A 24282-nucleotide genomic window follows, 5' to 3' on the forward strand; every position below is an offset into this window, starting at 1 on the left:
TTAAATCAAAGTGTTGCGGAATTAAGGATCACCAAAAATGCGTGAGATATAATTAATAAAAGTAGATTTTCCTGTACCTGCTGCACCATAAACCAAAGCAACTCTCGAATTGGAGAATAATTCTTTCAGTGCTTTTCGTTTTTCATCTGAATCTACGGCGACTCCTGGCTTGGAAAGCCAAGAATTGACCGTATGAGTATAACTAAATATCCCTTTACTACTCAACTCTTTTAATCGTTGGAGTATCTTCATCACATTATCTTCGTATTTCTGGATGTAATAATAACCATTCCAACATTCCAATTGGAGATTGTTGTTCTCAAGTTTGTGTTTATAATAAAGATTGGCATTATAAGCATCAACCAATGGTTGCATATCCCCGTAAGCAATCAATTCTTCTTGTGAAGTGTAAAGTATTCCATTATGCTCAGTATTGACTGTGATGTGGCGTGCCAACAATTCATGTTTATGTCCTTCAATAGGAATGGATGCCAAGATATCATCTATCGACGGATTATGTCTAACTAACGAAAATTTATAAGGCATACGGTCAAATGGCACACATTTGATGTTTAAATATAATTCTGACAACAAATCACATGCATCACTGTGATATTGCTTTTTGATAATTTTATTATTCAGCCGATACAGCAGATAAAGTAAAACATTGCCACCAGCCTTTTCAATTCGGCTACGACATTCAGTCAACATAGCTGAGAGATTGTGAACAGCCGCACCGTCTTTGACATATTCTATAAATTGTGTAAACTCATCAAATGGGAGTGTTAAAAGTTTCGGAAGCGATGTGCCCGATTGTTTAATAAATGCCATAAGATTCGTGTACTCTTTATTTTTATTAGGAGGAAGAGAAATATTAAGAATTTTAGCAAAATTTTTCAGTTCGCATGCACGTATAGCTACCTCCCAGTCAATTATGATTGAAATAGGCATTTTAACCCCAAACACACTAATTCCTGTGGAAACAAGACGAAGATCAACTGCATAGGTAGACGTGATTTCATATTTAGTAAAAGCAATAAGACGCTCAAATTTACTGGCATGTTCGTTAGCCCGGCTGAATGAAACTTCATAATATATGGAATCATTTACAAATATAGGCTTGGTTTTGTAGATATAGAATTTACCGGTATGTGTTACTGCATTCTTTAAGTCTTGATTTTCGATCCGATATGCAATTGCTTCATGATATATTTTGAATGCAGGATCAAGATTAAGGGGAAATAAATAGAGATTATGCAACAACTCCATACCAAACCGGCCTTTCATATATTGCTTAATCCTTAACAAATACTCATAATATTTTAACATCAACCGTTCGGAACTCTCTGGGTCGAAAGTATAATGAGAGGCCGATATTTGTAACAAGTCATGAAATTTGGCTATAAAATTAAGATTACCACACTTCATTACATAACTATTAGCTTTACGCAATGTCTCGTATTCTGTTGCAGCCGGTACTCCTCCGGCTGCCAAATAAATCTTGGCGGAGACATGCTCTACAAAGTTTCTAAGATGTCCTAAAATACTTTGTGAAAGCAATCCGCGATGGTCTGCCTTAAGTTGGTCAATACATGAACATATATATATATCGCAATTGATGATATACTGGTCAAAATTCATAATTGTAAATATGGAATGAAGATATGATATTATGCAAATATAGTAAAAATCTCACATTCTATATCAATATCATCTCTATCTTTAGCTATATTATTTACCTAATTATGAAATTTCACAACAAACATACAAAGTAAACAGAATAAGTTGTTTTAATTTACACGATCTCATTTTCATACCATTAATCAATATGTGGCTTAAATAAAGCTCATACTGAGAAAAAACTATTAATATTAAGAATCTTCAATAGGATATTTAAGGTTTTATATAATAAGAATTAAAAAATGCACTACGCTACACGAGTAGAAAAGAATCCTTTTTCTGTACACATAATTATAATTCAAAGATATTCCATTTTCCTATAATTAAATTTCCGGTGTCTCTTCAAGGCGAACGTTTACTGCATTCATACCTTTCATGCCACGTTCCAGATCAAACGTTACAATATCATTTTCGGAAATATCTCCCGTTACATTATTTATATGGAAAAAATACTTTTCAGTACCCGAAAGGTCTTTAATAAAACCAAATCCTTTGGAAGTATTGAAGAACTCAATCCGGCCTCTCATTATAGTCGGAGCTTCCTTCTCTTTCTTAGGAGTCGCTATCATGATATCTTCCTGCTTGATTTCTTCTCTCTTTACGCTTTCTTCCGGTGGAGTGGAGGTAATCATACCATTCTCATCGACATAAGCAATCATGTCATCCAAACTGTTCACTTTCGGAGCTAATTTCTTTTCTTCTTTTCTTTTTTGTTTTTCAGCACGACGGGCGAGCTTCTTTTTTTCATTTTCACGTTTGTCTGTTGTTACGGATTTTGCCATATAAACTTTTATTTTTACTAATTATTTATTTCAGAGTGAAGGAGATAACTAAGGAAGAAACTTGTTCTTAATAATTGATCTATAAAGAAGGAGAAACTATGCGATAACAGTATCGTAACTCACACTCTAAAGCAAAGATACGAAAAAAAGTGAGAATCGGAACGGTATATGGAAAGAATGTTTTAGAACAATGGCAAAAAAGAACAGACCGTCCCAATTTATCCAATTGAGACGGCCTGTCTTATTTCCATTTATTTAATAAGAAAAATGCTTATGCTATTCCATGAGCAGAAACGGTAGAATCTATTTTCTTAATCAATCCTTGAAGTACAGCACCCGGTCCGCATTCTGTAAAATCCGTAGCACCATCGGCAACCATGTTCTTTACTGTTTGAGTCCAACGTACGGAAGCAGTCAACTGAGCCACCAGGTTCTTTTTGATTTCAGCAGGATCGGTATGAGGCAAAGCATCCACATTCTGATATACCGGACATTTGGGAGTATGAAATTCCGTGGCATTGATAGCAGCTTCCAGTTCTACCTTTGCAGGATCCATCAACGGAGAATGGAATGCACCACCTACCTTCAACGGAAGAGCACGCTTGGCACCGGCAGCTTTCATCAATTCGCAAGCCTTTTCGATACCGGGCACTGAACCGGAAATAACAATCTGTCCGGGACAGTTGTAATTGGCAGGAACACAAACTTCACCTCCGGCAGAAACAGACGCACAAATTTCTTCCACCTTTTCATCGGGCAATGCAATGATGGCAGCCATTGTAGAAGGAGTCACCTCACAAGCCTTCTGCATAGCCATAGCACGTGCATAAACCAACTTCAAACCATCTTCGAATGAAAGAGCACCGGCAGCTACCAATGCAGAGAATTCACCGAGCGAATGACCGGCGGTCATTTCCGGCTTGAAATCGTCACCCATACAAAGAGCGGAAATTACCGAGTGTAAAAACACGGCAGGCTGAGTTACCTTTGTCTGACGAAGATCTTCATCAGTACCGTTGAACATAATATCTGTAATGCGATATCCGAGAATATCGTTTGCTTTTTCAAACAATTCTTTTGCTAATGCAGAGTTGTCATACAGGTCTTTACCCATGCCCACAAACTGAGCACCTTGACCGGGAAATACAAATGCTTTCATATTTTCGTTCTAAAATTTAAATTTGCGGGGCAAAGTTACATATTTTTATAATACAGTAGCACAAAATCAGCAATTTTGTGCAATGGCAATCTCTTTTTCCCACTATCTATCTACCTTATCATCAATAATCTGTGCCTTCACCGGATTCCAAAAGTGGCATAATGCCCCATTTCCATGGCCGGCAACTACCTCTTTACCAGCACTGATAGCTCCACCAATATACGTTTTCGCTTTACCTACCGCTTTATCCATTATATATCCCAGAGCCAGATAAGTGGCGATAGAAGAGGAGAGGGTACACCCCGTACCATGTAGGTTATGGCTCTTTATTTTGCGTCCTTTATAAATAAAAATATTGCCATCCACGCATAAAATATCCTGCATTTCTTCTCCCTGCAAATGCCCTCCTTTTATCAATACGGCAGTTTGGTAAAGAGTGGAAAGCTCCTGTGCTGTCCGTTGCATTTCCTCCGGGGCAGTTATCGTCTTGCCGGTCAGCACCTCCACTTCGTCCAGATTGGGTGTGATAAGGCTGACTAACGGAAAAAGCTCCCTTTTTACAATTTCGATGGCATCGTCATTCATTAATTTTCGGCCACTGGTAGATACCATTACCGGATCGTATACAATGTATTTCGGGTGATACTTTTGCAAACAGCCGGCGATAGCTCTAACTGTTTCGGCATCACCGACCATACCTATTTTAACGACTTCCGGATGCAAATCTTCCATTACGGCTTCGATTTGTCCGCGAATAATTTCGATGGGAACAGCATGCACGGCATGTACACCCATCGTATTTTGTACGGTCACCGCCGTTATCACAGATGCCGCATACCCCCCCAAAGCAGATATGGTTTTAATATCTGCCTGTATGCCGGCTCCACCCGAACAATCGGAACCTGCAATGGAAAGAATAACCGGATAATGCTTCATATTCTTCTTTATTATAATTTCAGAAAACAAAATTAGCATAAAAATCCCGCTTGATTCTTAGAGTCCGTCTAAATTTTCCTCTTAAAAGTTTTTATCAGCTTATTTTGAGCGAAATTTAAACAGACTCTAAATACGAACTGTATTTATGCTATTTTCAGAAGAAATAAAAAGACGCCTGTATTGTAACACAAAACTTTAAATTAGGGGCTATTTTTGATAATTTACTAATAAGGGACAGGCCCTTGCGGCCAAACAGAATAAAAAGAATCTCCTTAAAAGAAAAAGCAGCAAATTATTTGGAAGGGCGGACTGGATATCCTATCTTCGCCAACGAATTCTAAAAGCAATAATTTTGGGTACTATTCTTAAATTTGTTATCGCTTAATATTAGCCTTATAAACCGCAGGCTAATTTCTTTCGTCTGAGTAGGCCTACTCAGGCAGGTTTTTCATTATACCACTTTATTATTCACAGCAATGTCTTTTTCAGAGACAATTGTAACTTGTTTTTCAGCTTTTTCAAGGCAGAATATCTATACTGTCTCTCTGAAAGTTATGAAAGCATCGGATACAGATGAAAAATTTCGTAAAGAACATTAAGCAAAAGATAGAAGCAGAAATTGACAGGATTGAGCAACAACGCACTGACCGTCTTGACAAGATAAAGCAGATAGTCAGCTGCATACAAGCCGCTCTCTCGTCACTGCATGCAGCTATTACCAAATATCGATTTGAAAACCTACAAGAAGAGATTCATTTCTTCAAAGTCTGGAAACCGGAAATTTCCAGTCTGCTGATTTATTATGTACGTTTGTACCGGATAGAAAACAACCGTACCGGAAAATCACCGTCAGCCCAATGCAAATATTTAAAAAACGAATACGATCATTTGAAGAAAGGCCATCCTGACGAAGTTTTTTACAACTATTATCAATCCGGAAAGACAGAATCGGATCACTTGTTTTTCACAAGAGAGTATTATGATATTCTTTCGGATGTTCATTGCCTATCGGCAGACAGGGATCTGTCCTTTTCTACCCTGCATGATTCGAGTGTTGCCGAGATTCTCGCAAACAACCAATTAATGCATTATCTGGCAGGCGAAATAGAATTGTTATCAGATGAACTGCATCTCAAACTTATTTCAATTGTCGAGAATAATTTACTACAATGGACCGATAGCAAGGTTGCGCTGGTTGAATTCATCTATGCACTATATGCCGGTAAATGTTTCAATAAAGGCGACATTAGCCTGAAAGATATCGCTTTTTGTTGCGAAACGCTTTTCAACATCGAAATAGGCGATTACTACCGGATATTTCTGGAAATCAGAAACAGAAAGAAGAACAGGACACAGTTTTTGGATAAACTAAAAGAAAAAATAACTCAAATGATGGATGAACTTGATGGATAAACTATATTCACACTGAACTACTAAAAAACCGATACTTTTCGGAGAAGATGCCCGGAAATTTGAAGAACGAATGAAGCAAGTCCGTAAAGAGACTCCGGAACAAAGGGAAAAACGATTGAAACGGTACAAAGCCGTTATGAACGTATTTAAAGAATAATAATTCAATATGATTCTAACGGAAGAAGCTTTTCAAAAGACCTAATGTACGTCGTTTGAAAATAAAAGAAATTATAAAATCGTTCGACTGTGGCAATGCAGATTTGAACGATTTTATTTTAAATGAGTCAATGTTCTATCGCAAAGCATTACTTGCAGTAAGTTATGTAGTCGAAAAATACCTTTTTTCGCCCCGCCAATACCTCTTATAATAAGAGAAAACGGCGGGACGATTTCTTATGATAAACTTGACAAGCTAAAGTAAAAATAGGAAAAAGTTGATAGCATCTTGTGACATCTTGTGAATTGTACAACCAGCTAATACACAACTTTGCGAAAAAATCAAGAATCCGCAAAGAAAAAATCAGCTTTGGTATGAATACAATGTTCACATGGGAAATAAAGGTAAAAAACAGTCCTTTATTAATAAAGAGATGCAGTCATTGCAACAATGAACGTTTTTATTGTAGCGACAAGTTTAGAATGAATGCTCAAAAAAGAAATATCGATGTATGGCTAATATATAGATGTACAAAGTGTGATAACACCTGTAACCTTACTATATTGTCGCGAAGTAAACCGGACTTGATCGACAAAGCGCTATTCCACGGTTTTTCAATGAATGACAGGAATACAGCCTGGAGATACGCTTTTTCTACGGAACTTGAAAGAAAAAACAATATAAAATTAGATTACAGTAGTGTCGGGTATGAAGTGATCAGCAATATCTCCGAAAAGGATATTGCCAACACGATGGAAGAAACACTAAAAATACAAATTAAGTGCGATTTCGAATTCAACTTGAGATTGTCTTCATTCCTTCGAGACTATTTTTCTCTGTCAGCCAATCAGTTAAAACGTATCTTTGAGCAAGAGATTATTTCCGTTTCAGACAATAAATTACCGCAAAGACAAAAGATAAAAAACGGAGTTATCATCCTGATACAAAAATCTTTTTTCTTAGAGAACAAGTAACGTCCCTCTAACTTTTTCGTATGCATGAAGATTGCTTGAAAACATATCTTCATGCATACGGTAAAAATCATCACAACCCGATTACATTTAAAATCACATACTACTTTAACAGAGGTAGTTGGTGAAGCATATTTTTGATTTTAATGGCAATACGCGGCATCGGTTCCGCCACTGTAAGACCAACTAAATCGTACTTGGAAGCAATATCATTTATTACACGAACCACTTCGTCTATCCTCATGCCATCGGGTTCGACGCCTACGCCGGCAATGATTTCAGCAGGATCCAATACATCCAGATCAAAATGGATAACCACTTTCGAAGCTCCGGTCTCTTTCAGCCATTCCAGAATGGCCGAACTGTCGCCGGCTACTTTTTCGGGAGACAATCCCTTAATACCTAACTTTTCCTGTCGCTCCTTCATGCCCGTATCCCACGAACGCAGCCCGACAATCAGCACTTTCGAAGCATCGAATTTACCGGGCAACAATCCCATTATCTCTTCATCGCCCATTCCCAGACAAGCAGTAAGCGCCATCGCATGATACCCCTCATACTCATCATAAGGCAGATTCACATCAGGATGTGCATCGATCCAGACAACAGCCACCTCACCAGGATATTTTTCGGCCAGATAAGTGAACGGAACTACACTCACAGAACAGTCACCTCCCAGCGTTACTATCCTGTCCGGTGCTTTTTCACGCAGCTTTTCGAGGGCCGCCTTCGTTTGTTTCAAGATGACCCGCCGCGAACTGATCCCTTTTTCCGTCTCCCTGTCATTGATATCCAATGATACCGGAACTTCAATTACCTCCTGGGAACTTTCCGGAGCTAACATATTCAACAATTGTGCTCCCAGATAATATCCTCTCGAAGCATCTTCAGCAGGGATGTCCGGCATCCAATGAGCAACAATGCCACCTTGCCACTGAGGATAAATCAAGCGGACTGCAGATGTTTTCTTTTCCATATTCTGATTATTAATTGATACTTTATTCTGTGCATGTACAGAGATTATTCCCATAAACAACACCGTCGATAACAAAACATTTCTCATTTCTTCCGATTTTTAGTGCAAAAATAGGGTGATCCCGACAAAGATACAAGTACGGCTAAATTATTCATATACTGATAAATTCACCCATATACCGGAGAGAAGCGTCAACAGCAGAGATTATTTTTTGTCAATACCGCAATTAATGTTATTTTTGTCTCCAAAACAAATGCTTATGTACAAAAAGAAAATACCCTTTGATATAGACTGTGGAATAAAAATTACGATGGAGGTAATGGGTGGAAAATGGAAAAGTTGCATTATCCAAGAGTTAAGCTTAGGTGCAAAACGCCCCAGCGAACTTCACCGATTGTTTGAAGAAGCCAGCCCGAGAGTTATCAATCAACAACTCAAAGAATTGGAAATGCACGGCATAGTGAAGAAAAAGATATTCTCGGAACTTCCCCCTCATTCCGAATATTCCATAACCGAAACCGGCAAAAGTTTACTCCCGATTATCGAACAGCTTGAAGAATGGGGAGATCACTTCCGACCGACCATGAAAAAACTTCTCGATATTGGAGGACGAGATACAAAGTTAGCACAGGCGGAGGAATGTCTAAATCCATCCCATCTCTTTTATTACCCAAAATTCCACTATAAGAAGTGGAAACCACGCTGAACAGATCAACCATACCGGAATTCCTTTGTGCCATATGCTCTGACGATAGTGTCGCATAAGGGCGGAGCAACGTCCACTCCGATAGCGCAGTATACAGAAAAGAACAGGCGGAATAATTCCAAATGCCATTACTCCGACAATGTGCCGTCCATCCGTATGTGACAATACAGAAATTGAAGAAAGATAAAGGCTCAATGGCAGGACAAAGCAAAAACTCCAATATGAAAAGAACACAATCATTCCACTTATTCTAAAACTTTTTTCACCCCATTTCTCACCGCAATAATACATGTAATCGAAGAAATAAAAACGATATTTCTTCGGATGCAATTTCTTCTGCTGACGTTCGAAGTAGTTAAGAGTTTTTTTCTTAGATGGCATAATCTTTCATATTCAATTTATTAAATCCATGTTTTCTATTTACATAAAAATATCTGTAAAGATAATGATTGTTTTTGTCACTCAATCATATCTACATACTTTTGAATACACTGATGGGTATGAAAACTGTGCGCAATGAAAAATACAACTATTGAAGTTGCTAAATTGACAAGTTCAGGCAAAACGCAGTTTCTATTCGAATGAAGTCCATTTGTCTGGAATAACCGATTTACAAACACACAAATCATTGTATATCAACAATATAAATGTTTTGTTTTACAAAAAAAGATAGTCTAATACCTACGTACAAGAAATTAATATTAATACTATGTTAAATCGTATTCTTTGCAGCTAAGAAATGCATTTCTTAACTGCAAAAGATTAATGTTTTGCAAAGAAGGAAACAGTATATAAAAAAAGCGATTAACAATGTTAATTACCACCTCTCTCTTTTATCATCTATTTTTGGGTTTAAAGCACAAAAAAATAACATGCTTAATGTATTCTAATGATTAAAGTATAATTAAAACTTTCCGTGAAATACGGAAAAGTTTGAAGTATAATTAATTTTTTTAGATTATGAGTTTCCCCCAAAAATCTTAATAAAAAGAAAAGGATATACCGATAAAAACAAAACCTTTTATACGAAAATCCATAGCCAAAATACTAACCGGACAACGTAGAGTAGGGAAGAACTTTCTACTTTACCAAATCTGATCTGCACAAAAGCTACAAGAAATACGAATAAACCGACATAATGCTTTCATATCACGATTTCTAATAACACATACTTTAATCAAAAGGCAGCAAATAGAGAAAAAAGTGTATAAACAAATAAATAAAATACGCTTTTTTCTGCATATCTCCATATAAAAAGGATAGATATGCATTTTATTCCAAGATGTTAACTCACTTTTTCTTAGGAGATAATTCCGGTTCCTCTACGAGCAACGACTCAAAACTCTACGAGAAAAATTTATTTCCTTTTAAAAGTAGTCCTTTTAGACTAACTGATGAAAAAATAAAATCATTTCATAATAGAATAAGGCTTGATATATACAGATTTTCAAGACAAATTGCACATAAAACACACAAAATAACAAACTGGACAACAGCTAATCGGCTACAGAAATGACTCTCTGAAATTTTCTATATGAAAATAGAGAAGATTTTCGGTCTTTTGTATCCATCAACCTTAAAAAAATGATTTTACCGAAGTAGAAATACCATTCTGACAATGTGATATATAAATTAGCTTCTCTGCGCTACCCATGTATTACGATTACCACATGCAATTTCATCCCCACTCGGTTAAATCAATTAAGTTTCATGAGTTATTTGTTTAACAATGTTTTAACGAGTTTATTCATCGGTTTCTCAAAATAATAGTAAGAAAGCAGACTAAGGAGAATAGTGACACTGAAGAGAATCGGAATAGAAATGTACCAATCTATATGGGAAGCACTTCCTTTTTGCCATTCTGCATAAGACAACAATACAAAAAGGTGAATCAGATAGAAGCTGTAACTAATTTCTCCACCAATAATCAAGAAACGATTAGACAACAGCCGTGAAACAAAACCTTTTTGCAAAGAGAAGCTCAATAAAAGCAATGCCACAGGAAACCAATAGTAACAGGTATATCGATACACTTTAGGAACGTCAGCAGCATATAAATAAAAAAATAAAAATATCACTATGGACGATATTTCGAGTAAGGTCCCGGTCCTATAAGTCATCTTTTTATCTATAAGATACGTGTAAAACCTGAACAGAAGCATGCCCACTATAAAATCTGGAATCCTCGCTATCGGATTCACATACCAATATCCTTTGATATTTTCCTCCGACGTGAAATACATCCCACAAACAGTCAATACAAGAAGCAGTATGAAAAGCATCAATAGCTTTTGATTCTTTTTAAAACAGACAGCTAAAAAAGGGAAACAAAAATAAAACAATTGCTCACAACATAAGCTCCATGACGGACTATTGAATGAAAAGAAATAATCGGCATGGGGAATATAAGCTTGAGTGAGCGTAAGGGATGCTAAGAAATGTTTACACCAATCCCAGCCACCATCATATATAACATATCCGCCCAATGCAATGCTAAGAAATAAAGTGAACCAATGTAACGGATAAATACGTGCTATACGTGCTACCCAAAAAGAACGTTTTGTCGTGATATGTTCTGCCAAACGATTTTGGTAATTATAAGAAATAATAAAGCCACTCAATACAAAAAAGAAACTTACTCCAACAAAGCCTTCTTTAAAAAAATGAGTATTAAAAAGATCTTCTATGATGTAACAATGGGCTCCAAATACCATTAAGGCAAATATAAAGCGCAAAGAAGTCAGTGCATTAATCATACAATATAGCTAATTAATAAATGTAGATACAAAGGTACACGTTTCGCCCGACTAAAATATTCACATAGATTAAAAAAACTACTTTACTGCCCGTAACCGACTTAAATGTTGTGGAGTAATTCCTAAATAAGAAGATATATAGTTCTGATTTGCCCGATGGATAACATCCGGCAACTCTTTTAATAGTTGGGCATAACGCTCTTTGGCCGAAAGAAATAATTGATCGTTATGGTGTTGATCCATATACAACAAACATTCTTGATGAATGACTCTACCCCAATTTGCGATTTCTATGTTTGTTTCATACAGATTATTCAAGTCATTTATAGCTATTGCATACAAAGTACAGTTCTCTAATAACTCCACATATTCATACCCCGGTTCATTATGATATAAATCTTTCATGGCAAAAGTTATGTCTCCCTCACGAGAAAACCAAATCGTCATTTCTTTTCCATCATGGAGACAGTAGGATCGTGTAAATCCTTTTTCAATAAAATACACATGCCTGTCAATAACTCCCTCTTTTATAAGAAGATGTTTCTTGGGGAGTTCTAACTTTTTCATTTTACTGAATAGTATATTTAAAGAATTATCGGACACAGGATAATATCTGCGAATACCATCTATTATATTCTGCATATTTTTATTACAATAGAGTTTACTCAAACTGTTTTTTGTAAACTCGTGATTTTATTCTGCAAAGATATACGCATATATGATATATAACAAATCTAATTTGTATTAACTCTATTGTATTTCAAGACAATATATAGGCCGCAATCGCTGCGAATATCTTAAATACATAAGAAATATTGTATCATCATGTCATTCCGCAATTTTATAAAACAGACAAAATGCAACAATATCTACATCTCTTTTTTACAATATATTTTATTTTGACTATCTTTGTATCGATACTCGGAGAGTATCATTAATTATTCAGTTTAGTGTCTACTTGAAAGCTGCAATTTTTAAATGGATACCACTAAACTGAATGGCCATTCGTATGTCCTCGAACTACGATATGCGCACTCGTTCAGTATTAGGGTATCCAGGTTGTTTGCAGCACCTCAAGTAGTCTATATTGGATTGGGTGCGCTTTTTTGTGTCCCCGATCATAATCATTTAAATATAATGAATATATGAGACACCATTTTTATTCTTCCGATGAACTTCGTACAATAGGCATAATAGCTATCTTATTATACATTGTATTATTATTTATCATCGCTGCCATGTGGATGCATATCGAAAGGCAAGATGAGACCATTCGAAATCTCCGCATGAAGATATCAAAAATGGAATGTCGTCAAATGACAGAGAAAGCCGTCATCCATTCAATGTGTCTGCATGAACTATTTGATAAAATAGATAATCCCAGACCATAAAGAAATTATCATTTCAATTCTGATTTTTTCCGAAATCATATCGGTTTCGGAAAAGTCTCTGTTTACCCGTCTTCACTTTAAAACAATAAGAAACAACAGCCATTTTGGTTCTTTTGTTTTTTTAACAATCTTCACACAACGCTTCTCCAGTACCGCTATAAATACAAAATGATATATCATATAAAGTACAATAAGTACTTCCCTCCAAATACAGAAATAAATCGACGAAACCAATTGATAATAAAGCCTCCCGTAGTTTTCGTACTTTATACAATTAGTACCCCTTACAAAAGCGTGAAATACATATTGTAAACCATACGATAAGACGAATTGTAGTTACTGTAAAATAGAAGATATGTATATCTATGAAAAACAATGCTTTAGAACATATTATTTTTTATTTGCAGATACAAAAAACGCTTCTATATTTGCACCGTTCAAAATTAAAGTATTATGCAGAACATACAGAAGCAACCCCCATTAGCAAACAATCACATATCAGTAGACTGTGTAGTGATCGGTTTTGACGGAGAACAGCTAAAAGTACTGTTAGTAAAACGAATAGGAGAGGAAGACGGCGAAGTATATCATGACATGAAACTTCCCGGAAGTCTGATCTACATGGATGAAGATCTGGATGAAGCCGCCCAACGTGTGTTGTGCGAGTTGACAGGGCTTAAGAACGTAAATCTGATGCAATTCAAAGCTTTCGGCTCCAAAAACAGAACCAGTAACCCGAAAGATGTACATTGGCTGGAAAGAGCCATGCAGTCGAGAGTGGAGCGTATTGTTACCATCGCTTACCTGTCGATGGTGAAAATAGACCGGGCACTGGATAAAAGCCTTGACGAACATCAAGCATGTTGGGTTGCTTTAAAAGATATAAAGGTTCTTGCTTTCGATCATAACCTGATTATCAAAGAGGCCCTGACTTACATCCGGCAGTTTGTGGAATTTAATCCCTCCATGCTCTTCGACCTGTTGCCACGCAAATTTACAGCATCCCAACTGCGTATATTATTTGAACTGGTATACGACAAACCGGTAGACGTACGCAACTTCCACAAAAAAATAGCAATGATGGAATACGTCGTCCCCTTGGAAGAAAAACAACAGGGAGTAGCTCACCGGGCAGCACGCTATTACAAATTCGATAAGAAAATATATAATAAAACAAGAAGATGAAAAGGATTGTATAAATCATATACCTCTTTTCATGTTCATAAATTATAATTCATAAATCAACATCATGTATCTATTAGGTTATGACATAGGTAGCTCGTCTGTAAAAGCGAGTCTGGTAAATGCAGAAACGGGCAAATGCGTATCGTCGGCATTCTTCCCGAAAACCGAAGCAAATATTATTGCTGTTCATCCGGGCTGGGCCGAACAAGAACCGGAAAATTGGTGGGAGAACCTCAAGTTATCCACCCAAGCTATTATGACGGAATCGGGAGTGGATGCTGCCGAGATCAAAGCAATCGGTATCTCTTATCAGATGCACGGATTGGTATGCGTAAACAAGAATCAAAAAGTGCTTCGTCCGGCTATTATCTGGTGTGACTCACGTGCCGTTCCCTACGGACAAAAAGCATTCGAAACCATAGGAGAGGAGCAATGTCTTTCGCACCTGTTGAACTCTCCGGGCAATTTCACTGCCTCCAAATTAGCATGGATCAAAGAAAACGAACCGGCCATCTACGAACAGATATACAAGATTATGCTTCCGGGCGATTACATCGCCATGAAACTGAGCGGAGACATCTGCACGACCGTAGAAGGGCTTTCGGAAGGCATATTCTGGGATTTCAAAAACAACCGGATTGCTGATTTTCTAATGAAATATTATGGTTTCGATGAATCACTGATTGCCGACATCAAACCGACTTTCGCAGAGCAAGGACGCGTAAATGCCGCTGCGGCAAAAGAATTAGGATTGAAGGAAGGTACACCTATCACTTACCGCGCAGGTGACCAACCCAACAATGCACTCTCACTGAATGTGTTCAATCCGGGAGAAATCGCATCGACCGCCGGAACTTCGGGAGTAGTATATGGTGTAAACGGTGAAGTGAACTATGACCCGCAATCACGCGTCAATACCTTTGCTCATGTCAACCATAGCACCGAACAAACCCGCCTGGGAGTACTGCTCTGCATCAACGGAACCGGCATTCTGAATTCATGGGTAAAACGCAATGTCGCCCCCGAAGGTATCTCTTACAATGACATGAACGTGCTCGCAGCAACAGCGCCCGTCGGAAGTGCCGGACTTAGCATTCTGCCCTTTGGTAACGGCGCGGAACGTATGTTGTGCAATAAAGAAATCGGTTGTAGCATCCGCGGATTGGATTTTAATACCCACGGCAAACACCATATCATTCGTGCGGCACAAGAAGGAATCGTATTCTCCTTTAAATACGGCATCGACATCATGGAAAAAATGGGAATCCCCGTACAAAAGATTCATGCCGGACAAGCAAACATGTTTTTAAGCCCTATCTTCCGCACCACACTGGCAGGAGTGACAGGAGCTACTATCGAGTTGTACGACACAGACGGTTCTGTCGGTGCTGCCAAAGGAGCAGGTATCGGAGCAGGTATCTACAAAGACAACAATGAAGCATTTGCCACTTTGGAGAAACTGGAAGTCATCGAACCGGATACCGCCAGACAACAGGAATATGCCGACGCCTATGAACGTTGGAAATTCTGCCTTGAACAATCAATGAACAAATAATCTAAAGAAACAAAGTATAAACCCCGTGTGTGAGTTACTTGTCAGAGCAAGCTCACCACATAAATCAATTATTTAAATTATGGCAACAAAAGAGTATTTTCCCGGAATAGGAAAGATTAAATTTGAAGGTAAAGATAGTAAGAACCCGATGGCATTCCGTTACTACGATGCTGAGAAGGTGATCAATGGTAAAAAGATGAAAGACTGGCTGAAGTTCGCTATGGCATGGTGGCACACTCTCTGTGCAGAAGGCGGCGACCAGTTTGGAGGCGGTACTAAACAATTCCCTTGGAATGGCGACAACAACCCCGTGCAGGCTGCAAAAAACAAAATGGATGCCGGTTTCGAATTCATGCAGAAAATGGGTATCGAATATTACTGCTTCCACGATGTAGACTTGGTGACAGAAGCCGATACGATTGAAGAATACGAAGCCAATCTGAAAGAAATCGTTGCTTACGCTAAACAAAAACAGGCAGAAACAGGAATCAAACTGTTGTGGGGTACAGCCAACGTATTCGGTCATGCACGTTATATGAACGGTGCTGCAACCAATCCTGATTTCGATGTAGTGGCACGCGCTGCTGTTCAAATAAAAAATGCAATCGACGCAACCATCGAATTAGGTGGTTCTAACTACGTGTTCTGGGGAGGACGCGAAGGATATATGTCATTGCTGAATACAGATCAGAAACGCGAAAAAGAACACTTGGCACAAATGCTGACTATCGCCCGCGATTATGCTCGTGCCCGTGGCTTCAAAGGTACATTCCTTATCGAACCGAAACCGATGGAACCGACCAAACACCAGTATGATGCAGATACAGAAACCGTTATCGGCTTCCTGAAAGCTCACGGACTGGACAAAGATTTCAAAGTGAACATCGAAGTAAACCACGCCACATTGGCAGGCCATACTTTCGAACATGAATTAGCTGTAGCTGTAGACAACGGCATGCTGGGCTCTATCGACGCCAATCGTGGTGACTATCAGAATGGCTGGGATACAGACCAGTTCCCCATCGACAATTATGAACTAACACAGGCTATGATGCAGATTATCCGCAACGACGGATTGGGTAACGGCGGTACAAACTTCGATGCCAAAACCCGCCGCAACTCTACCGATCTGGAAGACATCTTCATTGCCCACATCGCTGGTATGGATGCAATGGCCCGTGCTCTTGAAAGTGCAGCCAATCTGCTGAACGAATCTCCATACAAAAAGATGCTGGCCGACCGCTACGCTTCATTCGATGGCGGTAAAGGTAAGGATTTCGAAGAAGGCAAATTGTCTTTAGAAGACTTGGTTGCTTATGCAAAAGCAAACGGCGAACCGAAACAGACCAGTGGCAAACAAGAATTGTATGAAGCAATCGTAAATATGTATTGTTAGTGATTTTAGTAGTAAGTGATTTTAGTAGTTAAGTGATTTTAGTAGTTAAGTAGTCAAGTAGTAAGTAGTTAAGTAGGATAGATTTGTAACTGTAAAATTTTCGTTTTATTCTTTTGATTACTTTGATCATTTATCTACTTACTACTTAACTACTTGACTACTTACTACTTATCTACTTACTACTTGACTACTTACTACTTGACTACTAAAATTATAATCTTATTATCATGACAAATACAGACAACGGTAGTAAACTCTACCTATATTCCATAACATCAGTAGCCATTCTGGGTGGATTGCTGTTCGGTTACGACACCGCAGTAATCTCCGGTGCAGAGAAAGGGCTCGAAGCCTTCTTCCTCACGGCAACCGATTTCCAGTATGACAAGGTTATGCACGGCATCACTTCTTCAAGTGCTCTGATAGGCTGCGTTCTTGGTGGCGCGCTTTCCGGCATCTTTGCTTCCCGTTTGGGACGTCGCAATTCATTGCGACTGGCTGCCGTACTTTTCTTTCTTTCCGCATTAGGTTCTTATTATCCGGAATTCCTGTTTTTCGAATATGGAAAAGCCGATATGAATCTGCTCATTGCATTCAATCTGTATCGTGTGCTCGGGGGTATCGGAGTAGGGCTTGCTTCGGCTGTTTGTCCGATGTATATTGCAGAGATTGCACCCTCCAACATTCGCGGAACGTTGGTTTCGTGCAACCAGTTTGCCATTATCTTCGGTATGTTGGTGGTATATTTTGTGAACTACATGATTTTGGGCGGTCATCAGAATCCGATTATCGACAAAGATGCCGTCACGGGTGTTCTCTCCGTCAATGGCGCATCAGATATGTGGTCGGTATATGAAGGTTGGCGCTATATGTTCGGTTCCGAAGCTTTCCCGGCTGCCATGTTCGGTTTACTGCTGTTCTTTGTTCCTAAGACTCCCCGCTATCTGGTGATGATCGATCAGGATCAAAAAGCCTACTCTATATTAGAGAAAGTAAACGGTGCAGCAAAAGCAAAAGAGATTCTGGCAGAAATCAAAGCTACTTCCCAGGAAAAAACAGAGAAACTGTTTACTTACGGTGTGGCGGTTATTGTAATCGGTATCTTACTCTCTGTGTTCCAGCAGGCTATTGGTATCAATGCCGTACTTTATTATGCTCCGCGTATCTTTGAAAATGCCGGTGCTGAGGGTGGTGGTATGATGCAGACAGTGATCATGGGTATAGTAAATATCGTCTTTACATTGGTTGCCATCTTTACAGTTGACAAATTCGGACGTAAACCGTTATTAATCGTCGGTTCTATCGGTATGGCTTTCGGTGCCTTTGCAGTAGCTTTGTGCGACAGCATGGCCATTAAAGGCATCTTCCCCGTATTGTCGGTAATTGTTTATGCTGCATTCTTTATGATGTCATGGGGACCAATCTGCTGGGTACTTATTGCAGAAATATTCCCTAATACGATTCGCGGCAAAGCGGTTGCCATTGCCGTAGCATTCCAGTGGATATTCAATTACATTATATCTTCTACTTTCCCTGCGCTCTACGATTTCAGTCCGATGTTCGCATACAGCCTTTACGGAGTTATCTGTGTAATTGCTGCCATCTTTGTATGGCGTTGGGTACCGGAAACGAAAGGTAAAACACTGGAAGACATGAGTAAACTCTGGAAAAAAAGGAAATAAAGATCCTTTACGCCGTCATAGGCCGGCTAAAATAGGAATATATAAATGAAACGGTCGCTTATCTCTGTTCAAAGTATTTTTTGACAGTGATAGGCGACTGCTTCGTTTATAAACAATATGCAAACACAACATAAAAAATTAAAAGCCCTATCCTTTTAAAACAACTTATATAGATAAACTTTACCTTTGCAACATCTTTTTTAAATAATCTTATTATTATGGAGTCTCTTAAAATTAATAAAGTACAAATTCGAAATCTGCAAATAGAAGATTATACCCAACTCTCCCAGTCATTCAAACGTGTATATTCTGACGGAAGTGATGTATTCTGGACACATAAACAAATTGAAAAACTTATCAAAATTTTCCCGGAAGGCCAGATTGTGACAGTGGTTGACGAAAAAATAGTGGGCTGTGCACTTTCGATCATCCTTGACTATGATAAAGTGAAAAACGACCATACCTATGCACAAGTGACCGGAAAGGAAACTTTCGACACGCACAATCCCGACGGTAATATCCTTTATGGCATTGAAGTGTTTATCCACCCCGATTACCGGGGACTGCGACTGGCACGCCGTATGTACGAATACCGCAAGGAACTATGCGAAACACTGAATCTGAAGGCCATCATGTTCGGCGGACGTATTCCGAACTATCACAAATATGCCGACAAAATACGGCCGAAAGAATACATTGATAAGGTGCGGCAAAAAGAAATATACGATCCTGTACTTACATTTCAGTTATCCAATGACTTCCACGTACGAAAAGTCATGAAAAATTACCTGCCAAACGATGAGGAATCCAAACACTTTGCCTGCCTTCTACAATGGGATAATATCTATTATCAAGCTCCTACACAAGAGTATATATCACCTAAAACAACCGTTCGCGTCGGGCTTGTACAATGGCAGATGCGTAGTTACAACAGTTTGGACGACCTATTCGAGCAAGTGGAATTTTTTGTAGATTCCGTATCCGACTACAAAAGTGACTTTGTATTGTTTCCGGAGTATTTTAATGCACCGTTAATGGCAAGATTTAATGACAAAGGAGAATCACAAGCCATCCGTGGATTGGCTGAATATACTCAGGAAATACGAGAACGGTTTATCAAACTGGCAATCAGTTACAACATTAACATCATCACCGGTAGTATGCCGATAATCAAAGAAGACGGCTTACTCTATAATGTAGGATATCTCTGCCGCCGCGATGGTAGCTACGAGATGTATGAAAAGTTGCATGTAACTCCCGATGAAATGAAAAGTTGGGGATTGAGTGGTGGCAAAATATTGCAGACATTCGATACGGATTGCGCTAAAATAGGCGTATTAATCTGTTATGATGTTGAATTTCCGGAGTTATCCCGCTTGATGGCAGATCAAGGAATGCAAATATTATTCGTCCCTTTCCTTACCGATACACAGAATGCCTATTCACGCGTCCGGGTTTGTGCACAGGCCCGTGCCATAGAAAACGAATGCTTCGTGGTTATTGCCGGTAGTGTGGGCAATCTGCCGAGGGTCCACAACATGGATATCCAATATGCACAATCAGGAGTCTTCACTCCTTGCGACTTTGCTTTCCCGACAGATGGCAAAAGGGCCGAAGCAACTCCCAACACCGAAATGATTCTTGTATCGGATGTAGATCTCGACTTACTGAATGAATTGCATACATACGGCAGTGTACGCAATTTGAAAGATCGGAGAAGTGATTTGTACGAAGTGCGGTTCAAGAAATAACAGCTATTACGAAAATATTATGCATCGTTAATCTTTGACCGATGAACAAAGATTGACGATGCTTTGTTTTTCAATACAAATCATTAAATAACATCTAAAAATAGATCATTATGAGATCATTAATTGGAAAACAAGCGCCGAAATTTAATGCCACGGCTGTAATCAATGGGCATGAAATCGTTCAGAATTTCTCATTGGACCGGTATAAAGGAAAAAAATATGTAGTATTTTTCTTTTATCCGATGGACTTTACTTTCGTATGTCCTACAGAATTGCATGCCTTTCAAGAGAAACTTGCTGAATTTGAAAAACGTAATGTAGCTTTGGTCGGTTGCTCGGTAGACTCTGAATATTCGCACTTCTCATGGTTGCAAATGCCCAAAAATGAAGGTGGCATTCAAGGTGTGAAATATCCTATCGTATCTGATTTCTCCAAATCGATTTCCGAAAGCTACGGAGTATTGGCAGGAAGCTATGCTCCCGATGAAAACGGTAATTGGATATGCGACGGAGCTCCGGTTGCCTTCCGTGGATTATTTCTCATCGACAAAGAAGGTGTCATACGTCATTGCGTCATCAACGACCTCCCGTTAGGACGTAATGTGGATGAAGTTTTACGTATGGTAGACGCTTTACAGCACTTCGAAGAATATGGTGAAGTTTGCCCGGCCAACTGGTCAAAAGGTAAAGATGCCATGAAAGCCACCGAAGACGGAGTAGCCGATTATTTAAGCAAGCATTGACCAATAAAAAAGAAATTGTAAGAAAAAGGGCGTTTATTGAAAAATAAATGCTCTTTTATAGTTGAGAATCCAAATATTATAACGTTATTTGTAACCGAAAACAAAGGATTGTTTTATTTTACTCTTTCTTTCTACCTAATCAGTCGAATTTCAGATCTAATTTCAAACTTCTCTTGTTTCTAATTTTATTTATCAATTTTTATTTTTTGTATTTTATGAACATGTACATTGGAAACCTTAGCTATCGTGTTAAGGAAGCTGATCTGAGACAAGTAATGGAAGAGTATGGAACAGTAGATTCAGTAAAACTGATTATCGACCGCGACACTCGTAAATCTAAAGGATTCGCATTTGTTGAAATGCCGAACGATGCTGAAGCTAAGAACGTTATTTCAGAACTGAATGGTGCCGAATATGAAGGCCGCGCAATGGTAGTAAAAGAAGCTTTGCCTCGCAACTAATCCATTTATATAAAATTAATTGCCGAGGGGATGTATTTGTGAAAATACATCCCCTCGCTGTTTTTTAGAATCTGCTTTAATTTTCCCTTTCCAGTCTTCCACTAAAAGTTATAAATCCAACCGAACATATATTTTTCCCATTTGTTTATTAAAAAAAAAGGTAAACATGAAAACAAAGCTATCAGTTGTATTAGTGGCCATTGCCGGCCAATTCATTTATTCTCTTCCAACAAAGGCCTGTACAGGCATAACTCTAAAAAGTAAAGGGGAAACCACCATTGTAGCCCGTACCATCGAATGGGGCGGAAGTAATCTGAACAGCCAGTACGTCATCGTACCCCGAGGACATACCGAGCAGTCATATACTCCCGACGGAATGAATGGTATGACTTTCACATCCCGCTATGGATACGTAGGATTTGCTGTCGAACAAAAAGATTTTGTTGCCGAAGGACTAAATGAAGTGGGGCTTTCTGCCGGATTATTTTATTTTCCCAATTATGGCAAATATCAGGATTACGATTTTACAGAAAAAGAGAAAAGCATATCCGACCTGCAACTCGTTTCCTGGATATTGGGAAAATGCAAGACGGTGGATGAAGTAAAAGAAGCCGTTAAAAAGGTTCGCATTATCAACATCGACCCACGTGCATCAACCGTTCATTGGCGATTTACCGATACTTCAGGCCATCAATTAGTACTTGAAATCATTAACGGAGTTCCCGAGTTTTACGAGAACAAGTTAGGTGTACTTACAAACTCTCCCGGTTTCGAATGGCAACTTACCAATCTTAATAATTATGTCAACCTGTTCCCGGGTACAGCTCCCGCACAACATTTAGGAAACATTGAATTATCCTCTTTTGGTGCAGGAAGCGGCTTTTTAGGTATTCCCGGTGATGTTACTCCTCCGTCACGTTTTGTGCGTGCCGCTTTCTATCAAACTTCGGCTCCACAACAAGACACTCCTCTGAAAACAGTTCTCCAGTGTTTTCAAATTCTGAATAATTTCGACATTCCCGTAGGAATAGAGTTTAAACCGGGAGAAGTTCCCTGTGACATACCCAGCGCAACGCAATGGACTTCAGCCACAAATATGACAAACCGGATAATCTATTTTCGCACAATGTATAATAGCGCAATCCGTAGTATCGATCTCAATACAATCGATTTTACCAAAGTCCATTATCAGGCAAAGCCAATGGACATCGCAAAACAACAACCTGTAGAAACAATAAAAATAAAATAAATATTTCAGTTGTTTGTAACGGCACGGATGATCGCAAATACAATTCAGTTGTTTGCGATCATCCGTACCTTTCTTTTTGTACTACAACATTATTTAGACGATGTTCCGCTCTCCAGGATACTGACTATTGAAAACAGAGTGAAACAGATGGCTCCCAAACCGGTTAACACACGCGCAGGTATAAAATAGTCTTCATGAATTGTACCGAGTTCAAATGCAAAAGCGGCTAAGAACAAACAGGTTAATGCAGTCAGTATGGGAATGATAGGAATACGATTGGATAACTTGAATTCATGTCTCCATATTTTTGCCAGCAGAATGACCTTACTTGAAATACTATAACAGACTAAGCCTAAGCCGACCATAATGAAACCGATAACTCCATTCGTTGAACTGGAATCCGCAAAAACAACGAATACTCCCCAAACAAGGGAAACCGTCCCCATCAATAATACCAGTTTAGGCCATCTGTTACGTTCCGTTGCCGAATATACATTTCGTACTTGGCGGGCAATGGTGGCAACCAACGCAATAAGACTGGTACAAATGCACGCCAGCCCTATCATTACATGCCCGGCAACAAAATAAGCAACATGTATTTCACTTTGTCCCAATAAAACAAATGCCCATATCCAGGCAGCAGCAGACGCGATAACCGCTATGCCTTTCAATACCCGCTCTTGTCCGGCAGTAAATGCATTTTGCGGAACATCATGTCCGGTATCTTTCGCGTTGGCAGGAATTAAAGAAAAGCGGGTAGAAGAAGTAGCGGCAGTTGCCACACAAACAGTGATTAATCCCACTCCGGCCACCACATGTCCGGCAACGAAAGAGGAGGGGCTATTTGCTGAAGAAAAAATAACTATACCGGAAATAATGGTAACCACAGCAGCCAGATAACCGATAATTGGCAAAGCATATTTGGAGTTTCGTCCATACGTATGAATAATCTGGCGTATGATAGTGGCCGCCGTTGCAAAAAGTGCAATACAAATCATACCTAATGAGAATACAACAGGGCCTGCCACCAAGCGGTTAGGGTCGTCTCCCAATACATAAATAAATGTTCCGTATCCGAAACAGAACAGAGCCATTATCAACGGAATGGCTCTGAATAATACACTTATACCGTAATTCATATCCTTAATATAGTTTTTAAATTTCCCTGTAAAACAAGGTTTAACGTTATTTGTTTTTGAATTATTCTTCCTTTTTGGGTCTTTTCACAAGAGACACCTTTCTACCGATTGAAATTAAAAAGCCTTTTCTTGTATGAAAACGAATGTTTTTGTACATTTGCACCCTTAAAATAAGGAGGGTACCTCCAGTCTTA

The 24282-nt window shown here is 38.8% G+C and carries 19 protein-coding genes and 2 pseudogenes; 13 read left to right on the forward strand and 8 right to left on the reverse strand.

What is annotated here, in order from left to right:
* Positions 1 to 21: 21 nt before the first annotated feature.
* From QVP90_RS07550 to thiD, 4 genes are all read right to left on the reverse strand, one after another.
* Entirely contained in the window at positions 22 to 1494 is a 1473-nt protein-coding gene (locus QVP90_RS07550; protein WP_288204054.1) for a hypothetical protein, read from the reverse strand.
* Between the two features lie 509 nt (positions 1495 to 2003).
* Positions 2004 to 2462 carry a cold-shock protein gene (locus tag QVP90_RS07555; RefSeq protein ID WP_005931956.1) on the reverse strand — a complete coding sequence of 153 codons (459 nt, stop codon included), beginning with the start codon at positions 2460 to 2462 and terminating at the stop codon, positions 2004 to 2006.
* Positions 2463 to 2733: 271 nt separating this feature from the next.
* Positions 2734 to 3621: an ACP S-malonyltransferase gene (gene fabD / locus QVP90_RS07560; RefSeq protein WP_005931953.1), complete on the reverse strand. Its 888-nt coding sequence runs from the start codon at positions 3619 to 3621 to the stop codon at positions 2734 to 2736.
* Between the two features lie 102 nt (positions 3622 to 3723).
* Positions 3724 to 4557 (reverse strand): bifunctional hydroxymethylpyrimidine kinase/phosphomethylpyrimidine kinase, encoded by an 834-nt coding sequence (thiD, locus tag QVP90_RS07565; protein WP_005931950.1) that lies wholly within the window; start codon positions 4555 to 4557, stop codon positions 3724 to 3726.
* Positions 4558 to 5130: 573 nt separating this feature from the next.
* On the opposite strand from thiD, the gene QVP90_RS07570 reads away from it, so the two are divergent.
* The 3 genes and pseudogenes from QVP90_RS07570 to QVP90_RS07575 all read left to right on the forward strand — a co-directional run bounded on the left by QVP90_RS07570 (position 5131) and on the right by QVP90_RS07575 (position 7101).
* A complete protein-coding gene (locus QVP90_RS07570; protein ID WP_005931947.1) occupies positions 5131 to 5970 on the forward strand; it encodes an RteC domain-containing protein in 840 nt (279 codons plus the stop codon).
* A gap of 166 nt (positions 5971 to 6136) precedes the next feature.
* A pseudogene (locus QVP90_RS19865) lies at positions 6137 to 6302 on the forward strand (GNAT family N-acetyltransferase); the annotation flags it as partial.
* A 199-nt stretch (positions 6303 to 6501) separates the two neighbouring features.
* Entirely contained in the window at positions 6502 to 7101 is a 600-nt protein-coding gene (locus QVP90_RS07575) for a DUF1062 domain-containing protein (RefSeq protein ID WP_021936076.1), read from the forward strand.
* A gap of 100 nt (positions 7102 to 7201) precedes the next feature.
* Here QVP90_RS07575 and QVP90_RS07580 read toward each other — a convergent pair whose 3' ends face one another.
* Positions 7202 to 8074: an arginase family protein gene (locus QVP90_RS07580; RefSeq protein WP_264381146.1), complete on the reverse strand. Its 873-nt coding sequence runs from the start codon at positions 8072 to 8074 to the stop codon at positions 7202 to 7204.
* Positions 8075 to 8333: 259 nt separating this feature from the next.
* On the opposite strand from QVP90_RS07580, the pseudogene QVP90_RS07585 reads away from it, so the two are divergent.
* Positions 8334 to 8678, forward strand: a pseudogene (locus tag QVP90_RS07585) (winged helix-turn-helix transcriptional regulator); the annotation flags it as partial.
* Positions 8679 to 10495: 1817 nt separating this feature from the next.
* Here the strand turns inward: QVP90_RS07585 and QVP90_RS07590 are convergent.
* Together QVP90_RS07590 and QVP90_RS07595 are read right to left on the reverse strand one after the other, a co-directional pair.
* Positions 10496 to 11536, reverse strand: a complete 1041-nt coding sequence (locus tag QVP90_RS07590) for an acyltransferase family protein (protein ID WP_021936080.1) — start codon at positions 11534 to 11536, stop codon at positions 10496 to 10498.
* 78 nt (positions 11537 to 11614) lie between these two features.
* The gene (locus QVP90_RS07595) at positions 11615 to 12178 is read right to left on the reverse strand and encodes a Crp/Fnr family transcriptional regulator (RefSeq protein WP_005931934.1); all 564 of its coding nucleotides are present in this window, start codon (positions 12176 to 12178) and stop codon (positions 11615 to 11617) included.
* Positions 12179 to 12681: 503 nt separating this feature from the next.
* Here QVP90_RS07595 and QVP90_RS07600 point away from each other — a divergent pair.
* The 9 genes from QVP90_RS07600 (at position 12682) to QVP90_RS07640 (ending at position 22949) form a co-directional block, all read left to right on the forward strand.
* Positions 12682 to 12927 carry a hypothetical protein gene (locus QVP90_RS07600; protein WP_005931932.1) on the forward strand — a complete coding sequence of 82 codons (246 nt, stop codon included), beginning with the start codon at positions 12682 to 12684 and terminating at the stop codon, positions 12925 to 12927.
* A 453-nt stretch (positions 12928 to 13380) separates the two neighbouring features.
* Positions 13381 to 14112, forward strand: a complete 732-nt coding sequence (locus tag QVP90_RS07605) for an NUDIX hydrolase (protein ID WP_005931931.1) — start codon at positions 13381 to 13383, stop codon at positions 14110 to 14112.
* A gap of 64 nt (positions 14113 to 14176) precedes the next feature.
* Positions 14177 to 15667: a xylulokinase gene (locus QVP90_RS07610; protein WP_021936081.1), complete on the forward strand. Its 1491-nt coding sequence runs from the start codon at positions 14177 to 14179 to the stop codon at positions 15665 to 15667.
* 79 nt (positions 15668 to 15746) lie between these two features.
* Positions 15747 to 17063 carry a xylose isomerase gene (xylA, locus tag QVP90_RS07615; protein WP_005931926.1) on the forward strand — a complete coding sequence of 439 codons (1317 nt, stop codon included), beginning with the start codon at positions 15747 to 15749 and terminating at the stop codon, positions 17061 to 17063.
* A 227-nt stretch (positions 17064 to 17290) separates the two neighbouring features.
* Complete coding sequence (gene xylE / locus QVP90_RS07620; protein ID WP_021936082.1) at positions 17291 to 18745, forward strand: D-xylose transporter XylE; 1455 nt, start codon at positions 17291 to 17293, stop codon at positions 18743 to 18745.
* A gap of 218 nt (positions 18746 to 18963) precedes the next feature.
* The gene (locus QVP90_RS07625; RefSeq protein ID WP_005931921.1) at positions 18964 to 20496 is read left to right on the forward strand and encodes a carbon-nitrogen hydrolase family protein; all 1533 of its coding nucleotides are present in this window, start codon (positions 18964 to 18966) and stop codon (positions 20494 to 20496) included.
* A gap of 110 nt (positions 20497 to 20606) precedes the next feature.
* Positions 20607 to 21239 carry a peroxiredoxin gene (locus QVP90_RS07630; protein ID WP_005931918.1) on the forward strand — a complete coding sequence of 211 codons (633 nt, stop codon included), beginning with the start codon at positions 20607 to 20609 and terminating at the stop codon, positions 21237 to 21239.
* A gap of 215 nt (positions 21240 to 21454) precedes the next feature.
* Positions 21455 to 21700 (forward strand): RNA recognition motif domain-containing protein, encoded by a 246-nt coding sequence (locus tag QVP90_RS07635; protein ID WP_005931915.1) that lies wholly within the window; start codon positions 21455 to 21457, stop codon positions 21698 to 21700.
* 166 nt (positions 21701 to 21866) lie between these two features.
* Positions 21867 to 22949 carry a linear amide C-N hydrolase gene (locus QVP90_RS07640; protein WP_021936083.1) on the forward strand — a complete coding sequence of 361 codons (1083 nt, stop codon included), beginning with the start codon at positions 21867 to 21869 and terminating at the stop codon, positions 22947 to 22949.
* Positions 22950 to 23038: 89 nt separating this feature from the next.
* Here the strand turns inward: QVP90_RS07640 and QVP90_RS07645 are convergent, their stop codons facing one another.
* Positions 23039 to 24088: a DUF2776 domain-containing protein gene (locus tag QVP90_RS07645; protein ID WP_021936084.1), complete on the reverse strand. Its 1050-nt coding sequence runs from the start codon at positions 24086 to 24088 to the stop codon at positions 23039 to 23041.
* Between the last annotated feature and the right edge of the window lie 194 nt (positions 24089 to 24282).

Origin of the sequence: Bacteroides sp. CAG:189, assembly GCF_000432295.1 — a bacterium.
GTDB classification, from domain to species: Bacteria; Bacteroidota; Bacteroidia; order Bacteroidales; family Bacteroidaceae; genus Bacteroides; species Bacteroides salyersiae.